Source organism: Mesorhizobium sp. M0968 (assembly GCF_040319065.1).
GTDB lineage: Bacteria > Pseudomonadota > Alphaproteobacteria > Rhizobiales > Rhizobiaceae > Mesorhizobium.
Map to the genome: position 1 here is coordinate 21,293 of NZ_JAMYNL010000020.1, position 19,513 is coordinate 40,805.

The 19,513-nt window shown below is 62.2% G+C and carries 22 protein-coding genes; 14 read left to right on the forward strand and 8 right to left on the reverse strand.

Annotated features, from left to right (window positions below; genetic code table 11):
- The first annotated feature begins 20 nt into the window (after window positions 1-20).
- The 5 genes from NKH67_RS25645 (at window position 21) to NKH67_RS25665 (ending at window position 4,397) form a co-directional block, all read left to right on the forward strand.
- Window positions 21-539 (forward strand): sigma-70 family RNA polymerase sigma factor, encoded by a 519-nt coding sequence (locus NKH67_RS25645; protein ID WP_023719875.1) that lies wholly within the window; start codon window positions 21-23, stop codon window positions 537-539.
- Window positions 536-1,327, forward strand: coding sequence for an anti-sigma factor family protein (locus NKH67_RS25650; RefSeq protein ID WP_352471054.1), 792 nt, complete (start codon window positions 536-538; stop codon window positions 1,325-1,327). Before NKH67_RS25645 ends, NKH67_RS25650 begins: the two co-directional genes overlap by 4 nt.
- 208 nt (window positions 1,328-1,535) lie before the next feature.
- A complete protein-coding gene (locus tag NKH67_RS25655; RefSeq protein WP_352471055.1) occupies window positions 1,536-2,642 on the forward strand; it encodes a peptidase C39 family protein in 1,107 nt (368 codons plus the stop codon).
- Window positions 2,639-4,102, forward strand: coding sequence for a RimK family ATP-grasp domain-containing protein (locus NKH67_RS25660; protein WP_352501823.1), 1,464 nt, complete (start codon window positions 2,639-2,641; stop codon window positions 4,100-4,102). The genes NKH67_RS25655 and NKH67_RS25660 overlap by 4 nt, the downstream gene beginning before the upstream one ends.
- 22 nt (window positions 4,103-4,124) lie before the next feature.
- Window positions 4,125-4,397 (forward strand): DUF3303 domain-containing protein, encoded by a 273-nt coding sequence (locus NKH67_RS25665; RefSeq protein ID WP_023719871.1) that lies wholly within the window; start codon window positions 4,125-4,127, stop codon window positions 4,395-4,397.
- A 118-nt stretch (window positions 4,398-4,515) separates the two neighbouring features.
- Here NKH67_RS25665 and NKH67_RS25670 read toward each other — a convergent pair whose 3' ends face one another.
- From NKH67_RS25670 to ygfZ, 3 genes are all read right to left on the reverse strand, one after another.
- On the reverse strand, window positions 4,516-6,654 hold the full coding sequence (locus NKH67_RS25670; RefSeq protein WP_352501824.1) for a putative bifunctional diguanylate cyclase/phosphodiesterase: 2,139 nt from the start codon (window positions 6,652-6,654) through the stop codon (window positions 4,516-4,518).
- A 64-nt stretch (window positions 6,655-6,718) separates the two neighbouring features.
- A complete protein-coding gene (locus tag NKH67_RS25675) occupies window positions 6,719-7,351 on the reverse strand; it encodes a YfbR-like 5'-deoxynucleotidase (protein WP_352501825.1) in 633 nt (210 codons plus the stop codon).
- A complete protein-coding gene (gene ygfZ / locus NKH67_RS25680) occupies window positions 7,351-8,211 on the reverse strand; it encodes a CAF17-like 4Fe-4S cluster assembly/insertion protein YgfZ (protein WP_352501826.1) in 861 nt (286 codons plus the stop codon). The genes NKH67_RS25675 and ygfZ overlap by 1 nt, the downstream gene beginning before the upstream one ends.
- An 83-nt stretch (window positions 8,212-8,294) precedes the next feature.
- Here ygfZ and NKH67_RS25685 point away from each other — a divergent pair, with 83 nt between their 5' ends.
- Window positions 8,295-9,626: a dihydroorotase gene (locus NKH67_RS25685; RefSeq protein ID WP_352501827.1), complete on the forward strand. Its 1,332-nt coding sequence runs from the start codon at window positions 8,295-8,297 to the stop codon at window positions 9,624-9,626.
- On the opposite strand, the gene NKH67_RS25690 is transcribed toward NKH67_RS25685, so the two are convergent.
- The 4 genes from NKH67_RS25690 to NKH67_RS25705 form a co-directional block, all read right to left on the reverse strand.
- Window positions 9,623-10,426 carry a hypothetical protein gene (locus NKH67_RS25690; RefSeq protein ID WP_352501828.1) on the reverse strand — a complete coding sequence of 268 codons (804 nt, stop codon included), beginning with the start codon at window positions 10,424-10,426 and terminating at the stop codon, window positions 9,623-9,625. The genes NKH67_RS25685 and NKH67_RS25690 overlap by 4 nt on opposite strands.
- Before the next feature lie 80 nt (window positions 10,427-10,506).
- A complete protein-coding gene (locus NKH67_RS25695; RefSeq protein WP_023677749.1) occupies window positions 10,507-10,764 on the reverse strand; it encodes a hypothetical protein in 258 nt (85 codons plus the stop codon).
- A 372-nt stretch (window positions 10,765-11,136) separates the two neighbouring features.
- Window positions 11,137-11,514 (reverse strand): TIGR02301 family protein, encoded by a 378-nt coding sequence (locus NKH67_RS25700; protein ID WP_023677748.1) that lies wholly within the window; start codon window positions 11,512-11,514, stop codon window positions 11,137-11,139.
- Window positions 11,515-11,562: 48 nt separating this feature from the next.
- The gene (locus tag NKH67_RS25705; protein ID WP_352471062.1) at window positions 11,563-11,988 is read right to left on the reverse strand and encodes an NUDIX hydrolase; all 426 of its coding nucleotides are present in this window, start codon (window positions 11,986-11,988) and stop codon (window positions 11,563-11,565) included.
- 123 nt (window positions 11,989-12,111) lie between these two features.
- Here NKH67_RS25705 and NKH67_RS25710 point away from each other — a divergent pair, with 123 nt between their 5' ends.
- Entirely contained in the window at window positions 12,112-12,873 is a 762-nt protein-coding gene (locus NKH67_RS25710; RefSeq protein ID WP_352471063.1) for an SOS response-associated peptidase, read from the forward strand.
- Window positions 12,874-12,929: 56 nt separating this feature from the next.
- Here NKH67_RS25710 and NKH67_RS25715 read toward each other — a convergent pair whose 3' ends face one another.
- Window positions 12,930-13,079 carry a hypothetical protein gene (locus NKH67_RS25715; protein ID WP_023677745.1) on the reverse strand — a complete coding sequence of 50 codons (150 nt, stop codon included), beginning with the start codon at window positions 13,077-13,079 and terminating at the stop codon, window positions 12,930-12,932.
- A gap of 413 nt (window positions 13,080-13,492) precedes the next feature.
- On the opposite strand from NKH67_RS25715, the gene cysS reads away from it, so the two are divergent.
- From cysS to NKH67_RS25750, 7 genes are read left to right on the forward strand one after another with little or no spacing between them, the layout of a single operon-like run.
- Window positions 13,493-14,962 carry a cysteine--tRNA ligase gene (cysS, locus tag NKH67_RS25720; RefSeq protein ID WP_352471064.1) on the forward strand — a complete coding sequence of 490 codons (1,470 nt, stop codon included), beginning with the start codon at window positions 13,493-13,495 and terminating at the stop codon, window positions 14,960-14,962.
- Window positions 14,959-15,345 (forward strand): VOC family protein, encoded by a 387-nt coding sequence (locus tag NKH67_RS25725; protein WP_352448983.1) that lies wholly within the window; start codon window positions 14,959-14,961, stop codon window positions 15,343-15,345. The genes cysS and NKH67_RS25725 overlap by 4 nt, the downstream gene beginning before the upstream one ends.
- A 6-nt stretch (window positions 15,346-15,351) precedes the next feature.
- Window positions 15,352-15,843 carry a GFA family protein gene (locus tag NKH67_RS25730; protein WP_023677742.1) on the forward strand — a complete coding sequence of 164 codons (492 nt, stop codon included), beginning with the start codon at window positions 15,352-15,354 and terminating at the stop codon, window positions 15,841-15,843.
- On the forward strand, window positions 15,840-16,316 hold the full coding sequence (locus NKH67_RS25735) for a GFA family protein (protein ID WP_352448982.1): 477 nt from the start codon (window positions 15,840-15,842) through the stop codon (window positions 16,314-16,316). Before NKH67_RS25730 ends, NKH67_RS25735 begins: the two co-directional genes overlap by 4 nt.
- Window positions 16,313-17,269 carry a prolyl aminopeptidase gene (gene pip, locus NKH67_RS25740; RefSeq protein ID WP_352501829.1) on the forward strand — a complete coding sequence of 319 codons (957 nt, stop codon included), beginning with the start codon at window positions 16,313-16,315 and terminating at the stop codon, window positions 17,267-17,269. Before NKH67_RS25735 ends, pip begins: the two co-directional genes overlap by 4 nt.
- Window positions 17,266-18,888: a citramalate synthase gene (gene cimA / locus NKH67_RS25745; protein ID WP_352501830.1), complete on the forward strand. Its 1,623-nt coding sequence runs from the start codon at window positions 17,266-17,268 to the stop codon at window positions 18,886-18,888. The genes pip and cimA overlap by 4 nt, the downstream gene beginning before the upstream one ends.
- Window positions 18,889-18,891: 3 nt before the next feature.
- On the forward strand, window positions 18,892-19,431 hold the full coding sequence (locus NKH67_RS25750; protein WP_352501831.1) for a hypothetical protein: 540 nt from the start codon (window positions 18,892-18,894) through the stop codon (window positions 19,429-19,431).
- Window positions 19,432-19,513: the final 82 nt, after the last annotated feature.

Consider the following 19,513-nt stretch of genomic DNA (forward strand, 5'->3'; position numbering starts at 1 on the left):
GCCCTCCAGAACCAGCGGTCATGGACGAAAAGAAGGCAGCAATCCTTGGTGAAATACCGCGTCTGCGCCGCTATGCACGCTCGCTGTTGCGCGACCGCGATTCCGCTGACGATCTCGTCCAGGATTGTCTCGAGCGGGCACTTGTGCGGCTCGACAATTGGCAGACAGGAGAAAGCCCCAGGAGGTGGCTGTTTACGATCATGCATCATTTGTTCATCGACCAGATGCGCAAGGTGAACCGGCGCGGCGAGGCAGCGATGCTGCCGCTCGAGGCGAGCGAGGCGCAGGCAGCACCCGCCGAGCAGGTCGAGAGCATCGCCTCGCGCGAGATCGTCGACGCGCTGCAGGCGATCAGCCCTGACCGGCGCGCGGCACTTGTGATGGTCGCCATCGAAGGGTTTTCCTACGCCGAAGCCGCCAACATCCTTGGGGTTCCCGCCGGCACCTTGATGTCGCGCATCGCGCGCGGGCGCGAGGAACTGCGCGCGCTGCTTGATGATACCGCGCGCCGCCGGTCGATAAGGATCGTCGAGAAATGAGCCGACGCGATTTCTCCGAACGCGACATCCACATGGCTCTCGATGGCGAGTTGCCGGGCGATGAGCGGACGGCCTATGAGGCATGGCTCGAGGCCAATGCCGAGATGAAGGCCAGGAGCGCACGCTACGCCGCCGACCGGGCAGCGTTGCGCGCAGCCTTTAACGGCGTGCTGGACGAGCCCGTCCCGGTGCGGCTGACCAAGGTGGTGCTTGGCGAGGCGCCGGTGGTCAGAGTGTCGCCATCGCGCTCGCGTTGGTGGCTTGCGGCCGCCGCTGCCGCCATCCTGGTGATTGGCGGCGCTGGCGGCTACCTTGCCGGCATCGGCCGCCTCGGCCTGGAAAACACGGCCGAAGACCAGCTTGCCGAAGAGGCGATCGCCGCCCATGTCATCTATGCCGCCGAAAAGCGGCATGCGGTGGAAGTGCCGGCAAGCGACAAGGATCATTTGCAGAGCTGGTTGTCGAACCAGGTGGGTTTGAAGCTCGTCGCACCGGATCTGGCCGCGCAAGGTTTCCAACTGGTCGGTGGCCGGCTGCTGCCTGCCGGCCAGGGCAAGGCCGCGATGCTGCTTTACGAGGACGACAAGGGCGAGCGCATTTCGCTCTTCGTCATCGCCGAATCGGCAGCCAAGGCCAAGGGCACTTATGGGGAAGAAGATGGTCCTGAGGCCGTCTACTGGCTGGACAAGGGTTATGGCTGCGCCGTCGTCGGATCGCTGCCGCGCGAGCAGCTGGCCGCAGTGGCCAAGAGCGCCTATGGCCAGCTTCTGGCGGGCTTGAAAAGCTGAGCAGGATCTCGTTTTCCGGAGCCGCGCCGATGCCGAAACACGAAGGTCGTTTCAAAGCCTTTGCGCGACCTGCCTGCCTTGAAAACTGTCACAATTCGGCCCTAATCGAGGTGCGATAGCGCTTGCTGAATGCTGGCACTTCGGCTGGTGTGACCGATGTTTAGACTAGGGCAGTTTCCACAACCCAATCGAGGTTTTCTGAGCCCGCATGCCTGCCGAGATTCGCAAGGCCCGCGCGTCCGACGTCGATGACCTCGCCGCCATCGAAAAAGCTGTTTTCTCGAGCGACCGCATTTCTCGCCGCTCTTTTCGCCAACTGATCGAACGCGACACCGCCGAACTGCTGGTTGGCGAGAACGATGGCCACGTCGCCGGCTATGCGGTCGTGCTGTTTCGCAAGGGCAGCGGCGTCGCGCGGCTTTATTCGATCGCCGTCGGTCCATTTTTCGGCGGCCGTGGCGTTGGCCGCCTGCTGCTGGAACAGGCTGAAGCCGCCGCTTTCGAGCATGGCCGCATGATGCTTCGTTTGGAAGTCCGCGAGGACAACCCGCGCGCCATCCAGATCTACGAGCAGAGCGGCTACCGCAAGATCGGTCGTGAACCGGACTACTATGAGGATGGCGCCACTGCGCTGCGCTATGAAAAGACCTTGCGCGGCGACATTCCGGTCGCCACCGAAGTGCCGTTTTATCAGCAGACTTGCGAATTCACCTGCGGACCATGCTGCCTGATGATGGCGATGGCTAACTTCGACCCCGGATTCGTGCCGGATCCGGTTATGGAAATCAGGCTGTGGCGTGAGGCGACGACCGTTTTCATGATGTCGGGGCCGGGCGGCTGCGAACCGTTCGGGCTGGCCGTCGCTGGCTATGAGAGCGGGCTTGCTGCTGAGATCTATGTCTCCTTCTACGGCGCGCTGTTCCTGCAGTCGGTGCGCAGCGAGGACAAGCGCCGGGTGATGGAGCTGGCGCAGGTCGACTTTCGCCGCCGCGCGGAACTTTACGGCATCCCGGTGAATTACCGTTCATTCGGGCTTGACGACATTCGCACCGCGATCGCAGAGGGAAAACTGGTACTGGTCCTGATCAGCGGCTTCCTGATGTTCGGCAAGAAGGTTCCGCACTGGGTATTGGCCATCGGTGACGACGGCGATCATATCCTGATCCACGACCCTTGGGTCGAGGACGAGCGGCAGGAGACGATCCTCGATGCTGCCAACATTCCCGTGCCTTACGGCATCTTCATGAACATGGCGCAATTCGGCCGCGACGGATTGCGCGCCGCCATCACTCTCGGAAAGCGCGACAGCCAATGACCTGGGTCATCCTTACCGGCCGGCAGAACGATCTCGACCAAGTGGCGACGCCGCACAAGATCATCACCAATCGCGACTACCTTGCCCATCCGGCACTCTTTCGCGGTCAGCGGCCGAAGGTAATCAACCTGTCGAACAATTACGGCTACCAGAGCCGCGGCTACTACGCCTCGCTGCTCGCGGGTTCGCGTGGCCATAAGGTCATCCCGACGGTCGAAACAATGATCGATCTGTCGGAGCGCAAGCTCTATGAGCACGCGTTGCCGGAACTCGAACTCGCACTCAACAAGTGCCGCAAGGATCTGGGCGGCGCTTTCCCGCAGAAGGTCTGCATCTTCTTCGGCATCGGACCGTCCAGGATCTGGGACCGCTTCGCAAAACTTCTGTTCGACTGGTTCCGTGCCCCGGCACTCGAGGTCCACATCAGGGACAGCGCCGAATGGGCCTCGATCCGCAAGATCGGCTTCCATCCCCTGGCCAGGATGACCGAGGACGAGGAAACGCACTTTCTCCAGTGCCTGGAGATCTACACCAACCGCGAGTGGCGCGACACCAAGGGCCGCACGCCGGCGCGCTACACTTTCGCAACGCTGGTCGATCCGCATGAGGAACTGCCGCCGTCGGAGATTTCGTCGCTGCGCCACTGGGCCAAGATCGCTGAAAAGATGGGCGTCGAAATCGAGCCGATCACCAAGCGGGATCTGGCCAAGCTCGCCAACTACGACGCGCTGTTCATCCGCGAGACCACTTCGATCTCCAACCACACCTACCGCTTTGCCCGCCGCGCCCAGCAGGAAGGCATGCCGGTCATCGACGATCCGCTGTCGATGATCCGCTGCACCAACAAGGTCTATCTCAACGAGCTGATGACCTACAACAAGGTACCGGTGCCGCCGACGGTGATGATTGCTGGCACTTCGGACCTGGAAGTTGCGGCACAGACGCTGGGCTTCCCGCTGGTGCTGAAGATCCCGGACTCCTCGTTTTCGCGCGGCGTCAAGAAATGCGGCACCTTCGAAGAGTTGAAGACGCTCGCAACCGAATGGCTGGAGGATTCCGACCTCCTGATCGCGCAAAAATTCATTCCGACGGAATATGACTGGCGCGTCGGTGTCCTCGGCGGCCAACCCTTGTTCGCCGTCCATTATCTGATGGCCAAGAAACATTGGCAGATCGTCAATCATAAGGCCAACGGCAAGCCCGACCAGGGCGGCATCAAGACGTTCACCCTGAAGGAAGCACCGGCCCATGTCGTCGAGACGGCGGTGAGCGCGGCGCGCTGCATTGGCGATGGCCTCTACGGCGTCGACCTCAAGGAAACCAGGGACGGCGTCTTCGTCATCGAGGTCAACGACAACCCCAACCTCGACCACGGCTGGGAAGACTCCGGCGAAAAAGACGAGGTCTGGGTCCGGCTGACGCAGTGGTTCCTGGAGCGGCTGGACCGGCCGGGGCGATAATATCCGAACTGAGGGGAAAAAGATGCTGTTCTTCGTAACCGAGGATTTTCGTGGCTGCGACCGCAAGGAGATCTACCGCCGTTTCCGCGACCAGGGCCGCCTGAAGCCGGACGCGCTTCTCGTGCACCACAGCTGGATCGCAGCGGATATGAGCCGCTGCTTCCTGCTGGTGGAGGCCGATGACGTCACGCTCCTGCAGCGGTGGGTCATCGAATGGGCGGATCTGGTCGAATTCGAGATCGTTCCCGTGGCGACGAACAAGGATATGGTGGAGGCATTGAGCGGACATCTCTGACCCGTTGGGAACCTCCTGGTTCGCCACACCTGAATGCCGCCTTCTCCTATCAAGGAATTCGCGGATCGAGCGTCATCTCAAGGAGCCGGTTGCCCGCGCTTCCGCGAGACTGTCGCACTTAGCCGGATTGCCGGATCGTCGCGCTCGACTTCAGCAGCCGTTTAATGTCCGACGCCTTTGACGGCACCCCGATCAAATAGCCCTGGGCCTCGACACAACCCTCCTTTTGCAGGAATTCAAGCTGCGCTTCGGTCTCGACACCTTCGGCGGTGACGGTGATGCCCAGCTGTGCGCCAAGCCCGATGATGGCGCGCACGATCGCCCCGGTATCGCGACTGTCGATGTCACGGGTGAAAGAGCGATCGATCTTGATCTTGTCGACGGGAAAGCGCCTGAGGTAGCCCAGCGACGAATAGCCGGTGCCGAAATCGTCCAGCGCGATGCGGACGCCCAGATCGCGTAGCTGCCTGAGTGTCTTGAGCACCAGATCGCTCTCGTCCATCAGCACCGTTTCGGTGATTTCCAGTTCAAGCCGGTTGGCCGGCACGCCCGAGAACGCCAGTGCCGAGATAACGCTGCGGGCAAAGGTACCGCTTTTGATCTGCACGGCGGAGACATTGACGGCGATGCGCCAAGCCGCCCAGCCTGCCGCGGTCGTGCAGGCTTTTCGCAGCGCCCATTCTCCAAGCGGCACAATCAGCCCGGTCTCCTCGGCGGCCGGGATGAAGTCGTCCGGCCGTACCAGGCCGCGCACCGGCGAACGCCAGCGCATCAAGGCTTCGGCACCGACGATTTCGCCGGAGGCGATGTTCATGATCGGCTGGAAATCCAGCTCGAATTCCCGTCGCGACAGCGCTGCCCTGAGATCGATTTCGAGCGCCCGGCGTGCCCGCACCATCGCGTCCATGGCTGGTTCGAAGAAGCGGTACAGGTTGCGCCCTTCGCTCTTTGCCCGATAGAGCGCCATATCGGCATTTTTCAGCAAAGTGTCGGCGTCCTTGCCGTCATTCGGAAACAGCGCAATGCCGAGACTGATGCCGACACGCATGTCGTGTCTTTTGTCGCGAAACGGCTTTCCGATGATCTCGACGATGCGTTTGGCCAGCTTTTCCGCGTCGCCCGGGCTTTTGAGATTGAACTGGATGATGACGAATTCGTCGCCGCCGAAGCGGGCGACAACGTCCGTTTCATTGCGCAGGCACCGTTGCAGCCGTTCGGCCACGCATTTCAGCAGCCAGTCGCCGGCGGGGTGGCCCCAGCTGTCGTTGACCGCCTTGAAATGGTCGAGGTCGAGCGAGAATATCGCCAGCGATCCGTCTCTCGTCTCACTCAGGGCTTGGTCGAGCCGTTCGCGAAGCATCGAGCGATTGGGCAGGTTGGTCAGTGTGTCGTGGTGCGCAAGATGGGTCATGCGCTCTTCCACGCGCCTGCGCTCGGTGACGTCGTCGAACGTCGCGACCCAGCCGCCGCCGCTCATCGGCCGGCGCGCAACCAGCAGCGTTCTGCCATCAGCGAGATGGCGATGCGTTACGTGTGTTTTCCCCGCCCGCAGGCAGGCTTCGATTTGCGAGATTTCGCTGTCGGGGTCGAGCTTTGTATAAATGCCCAGTTCCAGCAGCCGCTTGAACGCATCACGGTGGCTCATACCAAGCGGGAAGTCGGCCGGCCTGACATGATAAAGTTCCAGGAAACGTTCGTTGCGCACGATCAGCTTGCCATCCGCATCGTACATCAAAAGGCCTTGCGACATGTTGGCAAGTGCCGCGTCGAAACGGCGGTGCTGCTCCTTCAACTCCTGCTCGGCGCGCCGTTGCTCGGTGATGTCCTCGTAGATCGATACCCAACCGCCTGACGCCAGCGGCCGGTGCGAAATGTTGACGATACGCCCGTCTGCAAGCGTTTCCTCATAGGTGGAAGGTTTTGCCTGGTCGATATAGGGCTTGCGGATAGCATAGAGTTGCTCAGCGCTTTGCGAGGCGATGCCGATATCCACGCTGTGCTGGAGGATGTCGAAAAACCGGATGCCGGGCCGCACCACTTCGGCGTCGAGGCGAAAGATATTGATGTAGTTCCCGTTGCAGATGATCATCCGTTCATCGGCATCGAACATGCACAGGCCATGCGACATGTTCTCGACCGCTGCCGAAAAACGCTCGTTCTGTTCGCGCAGCTCGTCTTCAATAGGTTGCGGCTGACCAACGCCTTTGGCCCTCTGTCGGCGGACGGACGAACCAGCCTTGATACCGGCAACGGGCATGAGGCAAGCCTATGGACCATGGTTAACCATGGCACTGTTGTCCCTGCCGGTTAATTTACCGTTTTCAGCCGGCTGGAACGGCAGTCTGGCGTCGCGACTTTTCGATCGCCGCAAAGCGTTTGAGAAAGGCATTCTGCGCCCAAGTCACCGAGCGCGGCGTGACGTCGAAGCGCTCGGCATTGAAGCCGCGCGGCCTGCCGAAGAACTCCGTCGCCTCTGCCGTCGAAAAACCCGCAAGCAGCGTTGCTTCGAAATAAGCGGCGATCTGATCCGCTCGCTTGATCTCCTTGCGCAGTCCCGCGTCGAGTTCGGCCGGCAGTGCAAAGCGCAGATGGATGGCGCGCTGCAGCCTGATCTCGCAATCCCTGTAGCTGCCGCCCATCACGGATTTGAACGGCGAGATCATGTCGCCGATGACATATTCCGGCGCGTCGTGCAGCAGCGCCGCCAACCGCGCGTCGGCGTCGGCATCCGGCGTCAGCTCGCCGACAAGCGTTTCGACCAGCAGCGAATGCTGGGCGACCGAAAAGGCGTGCTCGCCTCTGGTCTGGCCGTTCCAGCGTGCGACGCGGGCAAGGCCATGGGCAATATCGGAGATCTCGATGTCGAGCGGCGAGGGATCGAGCAGATCGAGCCGTCGGCCGGACAGCATGCGCTGCCAGGCGCGCGGCGGCGCCCCGGCGCGATCGGCAGCCATCAGGCGTCCTCCGCGCCGATGGCTTCCCGCGGAAAGCTGAACGTCGCCCAGGACGGGATAGCGAGCGACACGGCGACGTCCTCCGCAAGGATCGGCAGGCCGGCGTCGAGCGCTGCCTTGACCCGGTCGATGCGGGCAATGGCAAGGCCTGTCCTGGCCGCGGTCGAGCCAAGCGTGCCGACCGGTCGCCCCTCCACGGTCAACTCTGCGCGCGAAGTGGGCAGGGTGCGTTCGGCCGAGACAATCAACACCCGACGCCTGGCAGTGCCTCGATGCTGCATGCGCGAGACGACCTCCTGGCCGACGTAGCAGCCTTTCTTGAAGCCGACACCGCCGATCTCGTCGAGCAGCACGTCATGCGGAAAAGCGTCGCCGAGTTGGTAGTCCGCACCGCTTTCGGCAATGCCATGGGCGATGCGAAAGGCTTGCCATGCGGCAAGGTCGCCGCCATCTGCGGTGTCATCGTAGAAGCGCTTGACGGCAGTATCGACAAACCGCGCATCAGCAAACGGTGCTGATTCAAATTGCGAAGTGGTTGAATCGCTTCCCCATGCGACGGCCACAACCGGCTGATCCAGCTTGGCAATTTCGACTTTGGCGCGCAATTTGTAGAGCGTCAGCCGGCGCATGAAATCATCGGCGGTCTCGGTACGGCATTCAAGTCGGAAAGCATTTTCGCCGGCGCGCGAGATCAGGAAGTCGAAAAGGATCTTGCCTTGCGGCGTTAGCAGCGCGCCGGGCTTTGCTTCGCTGCTGCCGAGCACGTCGAGGTCGGTGGTCAGGATGTTCTGTAAAAAGTGCTCGGCATCCGGCCCGGACACGGAAACGAGTGCGCGATCTCTGAGCGGGGCAAAGGGCATGGTGGGAAAACGAGCCTGATCTTGCAAAACTATCGGCCATTACGTAAGCCGCTGGAACTTCCCCCGCAAGAGACCGGATCCGTATGGCCCCCATCTACGATCTCATCCTGACAGGCGGCACCGTGGTCAATCACGACGGCCAGGGTTTTCGCGACGTCGGCATCAATGGTGGGCGCATCGCTGCCATCGGCGACCTCCGCCAGGCGTCGGCCGGTGAGACGATCGACTGCCGTGGGCTGCACATCCTGCCGGGCGTCGTCGACAGCCAGGTGCATTTCCGCGAGCCGGGCCTGGAGCACAAGGAAGATCTGGAGACGGGCTCGCGGGCAGCGGTGCTCGGCGGCGTCACCGCCGTCTTCGAGATGCCAAACACCAATCCGCTGACCACCAGTGAGGCAACCCTTGCCGACAAGGTGCGGCGTGCCACCGGCCGCATGCATTGCGACTTTGCCTTCTGGGTTGGCGGGACCCGCGACAATGCAAAAGACGCTGGCGATCTCGAGCGGCTGCCTGGTGCGGCCGGCATAAAAGTTTTCATGGGCTCGTCCACCGGCGACCTGCTGGTCGAGGACGACGAAGGCGTTGCCTCGATCCTGAGGAACACACGCCGCCGCGCCGCCTTTCACTCCGAGGACGAGTTCCGGCTGCGCGAGCGGCTTGGCGAGCGCATCGCGGGCGATCCGTCCTCACATCCGGTGTGGCGCGACGAGATCGCTGCGTTGCGCTGCACGGAGCGCCTTGTGCGAATCGCGCGCCAGGTCCGCGCCCGGATCCATGTGCTGCACATCTCGACCGCCGAGGAGATAGGCTTCCTCGAACAGCACAAGGATGTCGCGACCTGCGAGGCGACGCCGCATCATCTGACGCTGAGCGCCGACGATTATGCGCAGTTGGGCACCCTGATCCAGATGAACCCGCCGGTGCGCGCCACGCGCCATCGCGACGGGGTCTGGTACGGCGTTGCGCAAGGCATCGTTGATGTGCTCGGCTCCGACCATGCGCCGCACACGCTGGCCGAGAAGGCAAAGCCTTATCCGGCGTCGCCGTCCGGCATGACCGGGGTGCAGACGTTGGTGCCGATCATGTTGGATCATGTCAACGCCGGCCGGCTGACGTTGCAGCGCTTTGTCGACCTGACCAGCCACGGCCCGCAGCGTATTTTCGGCATCGCCAGGAAAGGCCGTATTGCCGCCGGCTACGATGCCGATCTGACCATCGTCGATCTGAAGCGCCGCGACACCATCGCCAACGCCCAGCAAGGCTCCAAGGCCGGCTGGACGCCTTATGACGGTAGGCAGGTGACCGGCTGGCCCGTCGGCACCATCGTGCGCGGCCGGCGCGTGATGTGGGAAGGCGAGATCGTCACGCCAAGCCAGGGCAGGGCGGTGGAATTTTCCGAGGCGCTGGCGCGCTAGTCGCCGGCGACGAAGAACGTCCATTGTCCGGTCGGCGTGATGCCGACGCGGTAGAAAATGTAGGCACCAAACTGCTTCATGTCGTCATAGTCGCTGGCGGTGACGATCTTGAACAGCTCGACCCGTTGTCTGGCGTCGAGCTTGTCCAGTGGCAGGGCGAAGAAATAGGGCCAGACATAGAGATCCTGCGGCGTGCCGGCATCGACATGGACAAAACCGGCACTGAGCACTTCTTCCAGGATGGCGAGGATCTCCTGGCCTTCCGTATCGCCCGAAAGGCCCTTCAGGAAGGCGATCGGGTCGCCCTCGATGTCCCCCAGCGACAATTGGGTCATCGTGTCGCCCTTGCCGATCAGCGGCCGAAGTTTTTCGATGTCGCCGCTTTTGCAGGCCTCGACTATCAGATCGTGCATGCGCCTGACCGGTTCCGGCAACTTGGCCAGGTCGTAGACGACTTCGGGCACGGGCGCGTCCGGATCGACATGCGGATTGGCCATGCCGCCATCGTTGGCCGGCCCTTTCGGTTCGGTTTGTTCCGGCTCGTCGGATGGCGTCGGCTGGCTGGCCGGTGGTGGCGTCGTGCCGAGCGGGCCGGGCATCGGCACGGTACTTCCGGGCGGCGACATGTCAGCGTCGGGCGGCGGCGTGACCGGTGAGGGAAGGTCTTCGCGCTTGATCTCGCTGAGAGCTTGAGAGGGACTGCTCGCAAGAAACAGTGCAGAAGGAATCATCGCGCAGGAAGCGGTGAACCAAATGCTGAGGACCAGGCCGCGCGGCTTGCCTGATATCGAAAAATTCACCGCCTGCTACTCCCTGGTTCCAGCCCATCCATGTGCCCGGACATGATGTCCGGCGGCGCGCCGTCGTCAAAGAACCGGGGTCAGTGACGCAGTCTTTCGGGCTCGAAGGCCCCGGCAATCACCTTTTCACGCATGCGATCGAGCAGGGCAAGCGCCGAGGTCTCGCCATTGGTGCGCAGCATTTCGCCGAATGCCGTTTCGAGGGCCGCCTCGGCGATGATTTCCGGCTCGATCCCGGCCGACAATCCTTCTGCCCAGGCTTCGCTGTGGCTTTCCACGGCGGTCAGGCGCTTTTCTTCCCTGACCAGCGCGTCGATGTCGTTGACGCCATGTTCCATTGCGATGTCCACCCTTTCAAGCGGTGATCCGTTGGACAGGGATCAAGCTTGAGTTGTCCCTTTTACACGCAGGCGCAGTAAGTATTTGTAAATGCGACATTTTTTTGGTCGTCGTCTACAAATTCCGTCGCGTCCAGCAAACCTGCGTCCGATCCGTTTCAAACTTAGCCGATTAGGCAGGCCAAGGGGACGGAAACCTTCAGTTTGAGTTAATTTCACATCTGCGCGCTAACGTTTCGTTAACATAGTTGCAAAAGTGCAACATCAGGTTTGCACCAAGACCTCACTCGAGGCAAGCGGAGAAGCGTCGAACGCGTCCGCCGCAACGGCGCCGACCCTTGATGCGGCTTTTCCGCAAAGCGGCTGCCGCCGTCAGTTTCCATAGCGCGAGGCGATGTCGCGAGACAGCGTCTCGCCTTCCTTCATGTAGCGGCTGATGGCTTCCGTCGCCGAGGCGGTGCATTGCGTATAAGTGCCGCCGAACGACCGGTAACCGCGGTTGAAGCTGGCGATGAAGCGGGCGCGCCGCTCCGGGTTCGGATTTTCCGATGCGATCAGTTTTTCCATCTCGGCTCGCCACCGATCGCCCTTCTCGCCACACAGATTACGCAGGAAATGCAGCGAGCCGAGCACTTCCGCCAGCCGCATCAGCCCGGGCTCGAACGGTGCTTCGGCGGCAATCGCCGGGCGCGCACCGACAACCACGCTGACGGCGAGGCATGCGGCGAGAAACGAAGACGTGCGGCTCATGGGTCCTTGTGCTGAAACAATTTGTCGCCTGCAAGGCGATTCTCTGGCTCAGGTCTCGCCGTCTTTGTTGGGACCGAGTAGATCGTCGGCAATTTCAAACACTGCATCGGCGAGCGGCATCGCTGTCATTTCGGCCAGCGTATAGAAAGCCGCGGTTTCGGCGTCGTCGCTGGCCACCGCCTCGCCGCCAGCATAATCGGCCCCAAACACCGTCAGCCAGTAGTCGACCGGATGCCCATCGCCGCTGCCGTCGATGTGGATTTCCCGCAGCGGCCGGTAGCTGCACGCCTGCAATCCGGTCTCTTCCAGCAATTCGCGCCGTGCTGCCTGTTCCAGCGTCTCGCCGGCTTCGACCTTGCCGCCGGGAAAGGCATGGAGGCCTTGCGAGGGCGGCCTGGCCCGCTTGACCAGCAGCACCGTGTTCCCGCGCACGACGCAGACCGAGACTGCCGGAATGATCTTGCGTGCTTCCATGGGCTTCGGATCGCTCGATTGGCATAGCCCGTTGTGGACCGGCCGTCGGCGAACAGCTTTAGCGGTTGCGAAAGGCGGGTTCCATGGCCACTTTCACATGCCACCAATTCGAGAGCTGAATTCATGTGCGGACGCTTTGCCTTGACCGCCACTCCGGACCAGACCGCCGCCTTTCTCAGCCTGGCGGAACTTGAGGAGTTTCCGGCCCGCTACAACATCGCGCCGACGCAGCCGGTGCTGATGGCGCTCGCCGGATTGCCGCAGGCGCCGGGCTCGAACCTGCCCGCCCGCCGCTCGATGCTGGTGCGCTGGGGCCTGATCCCGGCCTGGGTCAAGGATACGCGTAACTTCCCGCTGCTGTTCAACGCGCGTTCTGAGGGGGCGTCGGAAAAGGCGTCGTTTCGCGCTGCCATGCGCCATCGCCGCGCTCTGGTACCGGCTTCGGGATTCTACGAATGGCACCAAACCGGTGGAAGAAGAGGGCAGCCCTATTGGGTGCGGCCAAGGCGTGGCGGGCTTGTCGCCTTCGCCGGGCTGATTGAGACCTATGCCGAGCCGGGCGGCTCGGAAATGGACACCGGCGCCATTCTGACCGCCCACGCCAATGCCGACACTGCCCATATCCACGACCGCATGCCGGTGGTGATCCATCCCGAAGATTTCGCGCGCTGGCTGGATTGCCGCACGCTCGAGCCGCGCGACGTGGCCGATCTGCTGAGACCCGCCCAGCTCGATTTCTTCGAAGCGATCCCGATTTCCGACCTCGTCAACAAGGTCGCCAATACCGGGCCGGAGATTCAGGAGAAGGGCGTCGTCGAGCTTGAGCCCGACAAGGTCAAGCGCCGGAAGTCCGGCGCGAACGACAGTCAGATGAGTTTATTTTAGCAAAAGCTACTATTACTGGTTGGCCGTGAGCGCCTCAATCTTTCCCGACGGCATTCTCAGGCAGCGCGCGGCGAAACGATTTTTTGCGCCGGCTTCTTCTTCTTCGCGGTGTGCAGAAGAGCTGCGACGATTGCTGCCGGGCCGATCGCCCGGTAATGGCTGGCGAGCGCCGGTTGCTTGGCGCGGTTGGATTCTTGCTTAGGCATTGTTCTCTTCCCTGGTAACGTCTTCGTGTCTGCGTTTGCTGGCCGAATCCGACCAAATCGTGACGCTTGCTGATCTAGCCGGCGAATGTTTCATCACAGTGCCGACCTGTTTAATAAAATGTTTCAGTGGCTCAATTCCTGTGAGCCAACGATATTTTTGGCGAAGGTAGCGACTTGACGGCAACACCGGGCAAGGCGATAAAGCCGGCCATGAGAACGTCTTTCGCCATTTGTGGCATTTGCATTATTGGCTAGCCTCGCGCTGGTCCTGGACGTTTTCGCCTCATCTCCTCCCAGATTGGACAAACGCCCCGGCCAGCAGGCTGGAGCCGATTTGCGCCTCGGCGCAACCGACTCCATCCAGAGCACGATCCCAAAAGGTCATGCCAAAGTAACGCACCGGGAACGCACGTATGTCTGACGCATCGAAGAGCCTGCGCCTCTACAACACGCTAACGCGGAGCAAGGAGGATTTCTTCCCGATCGATCCGCGCAACGTGCGCATGTATGTCTGCGGCCCGACGGTCTATGACTTCGCCCATATCGGCAATGCGCGGCCGGTGATCGTCTTCGACGTGCTGTTCCGCTTGCTGCGCCATCTCTACGGGCAAGCGCACGTCACTTACGTCCGCAACATTACGGACGTCGACGACAAGATCAACGCTCGCGCGCTGCGCGATTTCGGCGGCGAAATTGCATCGGGCAAGCTGTCGCTGAACGAAGCGATCAGGCGGGTCACCGAAAAGACGGCCGGTCAGTTCCATAAGGACGTTGCGGCGCTCGGTTGCCTGGAACCGACGGTCGAGCCGCGCGCCACCGAGTTCGTCGAGCCCAGGCCCGACGGCAAGGTCGACATGATCTTCTTGATTCAACGCTTGATCGAACGCGGCCATGCCTATGTCGCGGCTGGAGAAGTCTTGTTCGACACCGCTTCCATGCCGGATTATGGGCAGTTGTCGAAGCGCAATCTCGATGAGCAGCAGGCCGGCGCCCGCGTCGCCGTCGATGAGCACAAGAAGAACCCGCAGGATTTCGTGCTGTGGAAATTGTCTTCGCCCGAGGAGCCGGGCTGGGACAGCCCGTGGGGCAGGGGTCGGCCGGGCTGGCACATCGAGTGCTCGGCGATGTCGGCCGCCTATCTCGGCGAGGTGTTCGATATCCATGGCGGTGGTCTCGACCTGATCTTTCCGCACCACGAGAACGAGATCGCGCAATCGCGTTGCGCCCACGGCACCGAAACGATGGCCAAGGTTTGGATGCACAACGGATTCCTGCAGGTCGAGGGCCAGAAGATGTCCAAGAGCCTGGGCAATTTCTATTCGATCACCGAATTGCTGGAGACGGATACCTTTGGCGGCCGCAAATGGCCGGGCGAGGTGCTCAGGCTGGCGATGCTGATGACGCACTATCGCGAGCCGATCGACTTTTCCGTGCGCAAGCTGGAAGAGGCGGAGAATACGCTGCGCAAATGGAAGCGGGCGGCCGATCTGGCGCCGCCGACGGCAAAGCCGGTGCCGGCGGATGTGATCGAAGCGCTGTCGGATGACCTTGCCACCTACGCCGCATTCCAGTTGCTGACGCAGTTGGCTGGTGATGCTGTTGATTTCAACGCAGGTAGCGGCAACGCAGCCGCCGAAGACAACGATGCTGCCGCTTCACTGAAGGCATCGCTTCTGTTCCTCGGCTTCGACATCGCAACAGCCAAGGTGGATGAAGACGCCATTGCCAAGGCGATCGCCAAACGCCTCGCGCTGATCGCCGCCAAGAACTGGGCCGAGGCCGACCGCATCCGCGACGAGTTGCTGACGCAAGGCATCCAGTTGAAGGACGGCAAGGACCCCGTCACCGGCGAACGCATCACCACCTGGGAGGTAAAAAGATGATCGATCATCTCGGCATCACCGTTTCGGATTTCGACGCGTCGAAGGCTTTTTACGACAAGGCGATGGCGCCGCTCGGCGCCTCGCTGCTCTACATGGTGCCGCAGGAATATACCGGCGGCGCCAAGGTCGGCGGCTACGGCCGCGACCGGCCGGTGTTTTGGCTGCATGCCGGCAAGGACAAGCCGAAGGATCATCAGCATGTCGCCTTCACCGCTCGCAGCCGCGCCGAGGTCGATGCCTTTCACGCCGCGGCGATTGCCGCCGGCGGCAAGGACAATGGCCGGCCGGGCCTGCGCCCGCACTACCATCCGAACTATTATGGCGCTTTTGTTTTCGATCCCGACGGCAACAATGTCGAGGCGGTTTGCCATGCCCCGGAGTAGTGCGCGATGAGCCTCGACAACAGACCAGTCTATACAGGCGGCTGCCAGTGCGGCGCGGTGCGCTTCCGCGTCGAAGGAGCTCTCGGCGATGCTTCCGTATGCCATTGCCGCATGTGCCAGAAGGCGAGCGGCAATTTCTACCTGCCGCTGGTCTCGGTGCGCGGCGCAAGGCTGGACTGGACGCGCGGTGAGCCCAAACGCTTCCGCTCGTCCAACGCGGCTTTGCGCGGTTTCTGTGCCGAATGCGGCACGCCGCTGACCTTCGAAGCGCCCGACGGGGTGGCCCTCGCCATCGCCACATTCGACCACCCCGAGGAGATTGCGCCGACCATCCAATGGGGTGTCGAAGCCAAGCTCCCGTACGTGGATCACGTCCACGAATTGCCAGGTGAGGAAACGATGGCCGACGTCTCGTCGGCCTCCTATCTCGCCGATCTCGTGTCCTACCAACATCCCGACCACGACACCGAACAATGGCCGCCGGAGGAAAAATCATGACCGAAACCGTTCGTACCGGCGGCTGCCAGTGCGGCGCCGTGCGCTTTCGCATCCACGGGGCGCTCGGCCGCCCGTCCATTTGTCATTGCCGCATGTGCCAGAAACAGTTCGGGTCGTTTTTCGGCGCGCTGGTGACAGTGCCGAGCGACGGCGTCGAATGGGTGCGCGAGGAGCCGAGTTACTTTCAGTCGTCGGTCAACATCGATCGCGGCTTCTGCGCCCGCTGCGGCACACCGCTGACCTACCGCCAGCCCGGCGCGCTGGAGATCGCCATCGGCGCCTTCGACGACCGTTCCGATCTGGCGCCGCAGATCCAGGTTAACTACGCCGCCAGGCTGCCTTGGGTCGAGACGATCTTCGACGCGCCGATCCATGACGACCCGGATTTCTACGCGCGACAGGAATCCATCATCTCCTTCCAGCATCCCGATCACGAGACGGCCAACTGGCCGCAGCAGGGCCTGAAATTATGAGCAGCGAATTCCGTACCCTCTATCCCGAGATCGAGGCTTTCGAGTCCGGCATGCTCGACGTTGGCGATGGCCATCAGGTCTATTGGGAGCGCTCCGGCACCAGAGGGGCCAAGCCGGCTGTCTTCCTGCATGGCGGGCCGGGCGGCACCATTTCGCCAAAGCACCGGCGGCTGTTCGATCCGAAGCTGTACGATGTCATCCTGTTCGACCAGCGCGGCTGCGGAAAATCGACGCCTAATGCCTCGCTTGAAGCCAACACCACCTGGCACCTGGTCGCCGACATCGAGCGCCTGCGAAAAATGTGCGGCTTCGACAAATGGCTGGTGTTCGGCGGTTCGTGGGGTTCGACGCTGGCGCTGGCCTTTGCCGAGACCCACCCCGAGCGGGTCAGCGAACTGGTCGTGCGCGGCATCTACACGCTGACCCGCGCCGAACTCGAATGGTACTACCAGTTCGGCGTGTCGGAGATGTTCCCCGACAAGTGGGAGCGGTTTCTGGCGCCGATCTCGGAGGCCGAGCGCGGCGACATGATGGCCGCCTACCGCAAACGGCTGGTCGGCAGCGATCCTGTGGCGCAGGTCGAGGCCGCCCGCGCCTGGAGCCTGTGGGAGGGCGAGACGATCACGCTGCTGCCGGAACCGGAAACCAGCGGTCCCTTCGGCCAGGATGATTATGCCCTGGCTTTCGCCCGCATCGAGAACCACTATTTCGTCCATGCCGGCTGGCTGGAAGAGGCACAGCTGCTGCGCGATGCATGGAAGCTTAAGGATATCCCGGGTACCATCGTTCACGGCCGCTACGACATGCCGTGCCCGGCGCGCTACGCCTGGGCGCTGCACAAGGCGTGGCCGAAAGCGGATTTCCATCTGATCGAAGGCGCCGGCCACGCCTATTCGGAGCCGGGCATCCTCGACAGGCTGATCCGCGCAACGGACATGTTTGCCGGGAAATGACCATGGCTCGCGAGCGCCTTTATCTGTTCGACACCACGCTGCGCGATGGTCAGCAGACGCCGGGTATCGACTTCTCCGTCGAGGACAAGATCGCCATCGCCAAGCTGCTCGACGAGTTCGGCATCGACTACGTCGAGGGTGGCTACCCCGGCGCCAATCCAACCGACACCGCCTTCTTTGCCGAGCGTCGCACGGCCGATGCCAAGTTCGTTGCCTTTGGCATGACCAAACGGGCAGGAGTGTCGATCTCGAACGATCCTGGGCTTGCCGCGCTGGTCCAGTCGAAGTCGGACGCCATCTGTTTCGTCGCCAAGAGTTGGGACTACCATGTCCGCGTCGCGCTCGGCTGCACCAATGAGGAGAACCTCGAGGCGATCAAGGCCTCGGTCGAGGCGGCGCTCACTGCTGGCAAGGAGGCGATGGTCGACTGCGAGCATTTCTTCGACGGCTTCAAGGCCAACCCCGATTATGCGCTGGCCTGCACCAGGACGGCCTACGATGCCGGCGCGCGCTGGGTGGTGCTGTGCGACACCAATGGCGGCACGCAGCCCTCCGAGGTGCGCGCCATCGTCGAAAAGGTGATCGCCGCTGGCATACCGGGCGACCATCTCGGCATCCACGCCCATGATGACACCGGCCAGGCGGTGGCGAATTCGCTTGCCGCCGTGGAGGCCGGCGTCCGCCAGATCCAGGGCACGCTGAATGGCATCGGCGAGCGCTGCGGCAACGCCAACCTGATCTCGATCGTGCCGACATTGGCGTTAAAGCCGGCCTTTTCGGGCCGCTTTGCTACAGGCATTTCGGCAGAGGCGTTGACCGGTATATCGCGCCTGTCCCGCGCCTTCGACGAGTTGCTGAACCGTGCGCCCGAAGCGCAGGCGCCCTATGTCGGCGCCTCCGCTTTTGCTACCAAGGCCGGCATCCATGCCTCGGCGCTGGCAAAGGAGCCGGCGACCTACGAGCATGTGCCGCCAGAGACCGTCGGCAACCGCCGCCGCGTCATGGTTTCGGACCAGGGCGGCAAGGCCAATTTCCTGGCTGAGCTGAAACGGCGTGGCATCGACATGCCCCGGGACGACCATCGCCTCGACGCGCTGATCGCCGTGGTCAAGGAGCGCGAGGCCGAGGGCTATGCCTACGAAGGTGCCGACGCCAGCTTTGAGCTTTTGGCGCGCAAGATGCTGCACGGCCTGCCGGAATTCTTCCGCGTCACTTCGTTCCGCTGCATGGTCGAGCGCCGCTTCGACGCCAACGGCCAGCTGAAGACGGTCTCGGAGGCGATCGTGAAAGTGCTGGTCGAGGGCGAGGAGAAGATGTCGGTGGCCGAAGGCCACGGCCCGGTCAACGCGCTCGACATTGCGCTGCGCAAGGATCTCGGCAAATTCCAGAGCGAGATCGCCGATCTCGAACTGGCCGACTTCAAGGTGCGCATCCTCAACGGCGGCACCGAGGCGATCACCCGCGTGCTGATTGAATCGCATGACGGCACCGGTGCGCGCTGGTGGACGGTCGGCGTCTCCGAAAACATCATCGATGCTTCCTTCCAGGCGCTGATGGATTCGATCGTCTATAAGCTGATGAAGAACCGCGACATGGCGGGCTTGGCGGCGGCGGAGTAAGAAATGGGCTTTTCGATAAGCTGGCTGGGCTTTCGCGGTTACGGGATAAAGGAAGCTGCGGCGTTGTTCGGGCGCGAGATTGGCGATCCATCGGAGATTTTCGAAGCGCCTGTGAACGCCTATGCCAGCGAAAAGAACTGGGCGATCATCATCCTCGATCCCTGCAGCTTTCCGAACCCGCCTCAGCAATATCTGGCCGCGATTTCGCAAGAGCGGGAAATCGTGATCGCGCACATAGAAGAGCATGTAATGTTCGCGCGCGCCGAGCTCTGGCGCGACGGAAGGAACATCTGGAAAGTCTGGCACAGCGGCGACAAGACCGTGCGGGACTTGCATGTCACGGGTGATCTCCCCGCGTCTTTCGAAGCGCTGAAGCAACAGTGTTTTTCAAAGCAGGATGAAGAAGATAGCAAAGGTACAGAGGTCGATCTTGTTTTTGACCTTCCCCTCGATCTTGCGGCGGAACTGACGGGCTTTAGGCACGATGAAGGTTCACCCGACAACGTCTTTTTCGAACTCAAGGAGAAGCCTGCTCCGCCTTGAGACCGTGTCGTGCCGGGCCTGCAATCACTCTCGCAGACAGCGGCAATTGTTCGACGTTTAGCGGTCGTGTTGAACCATCAGC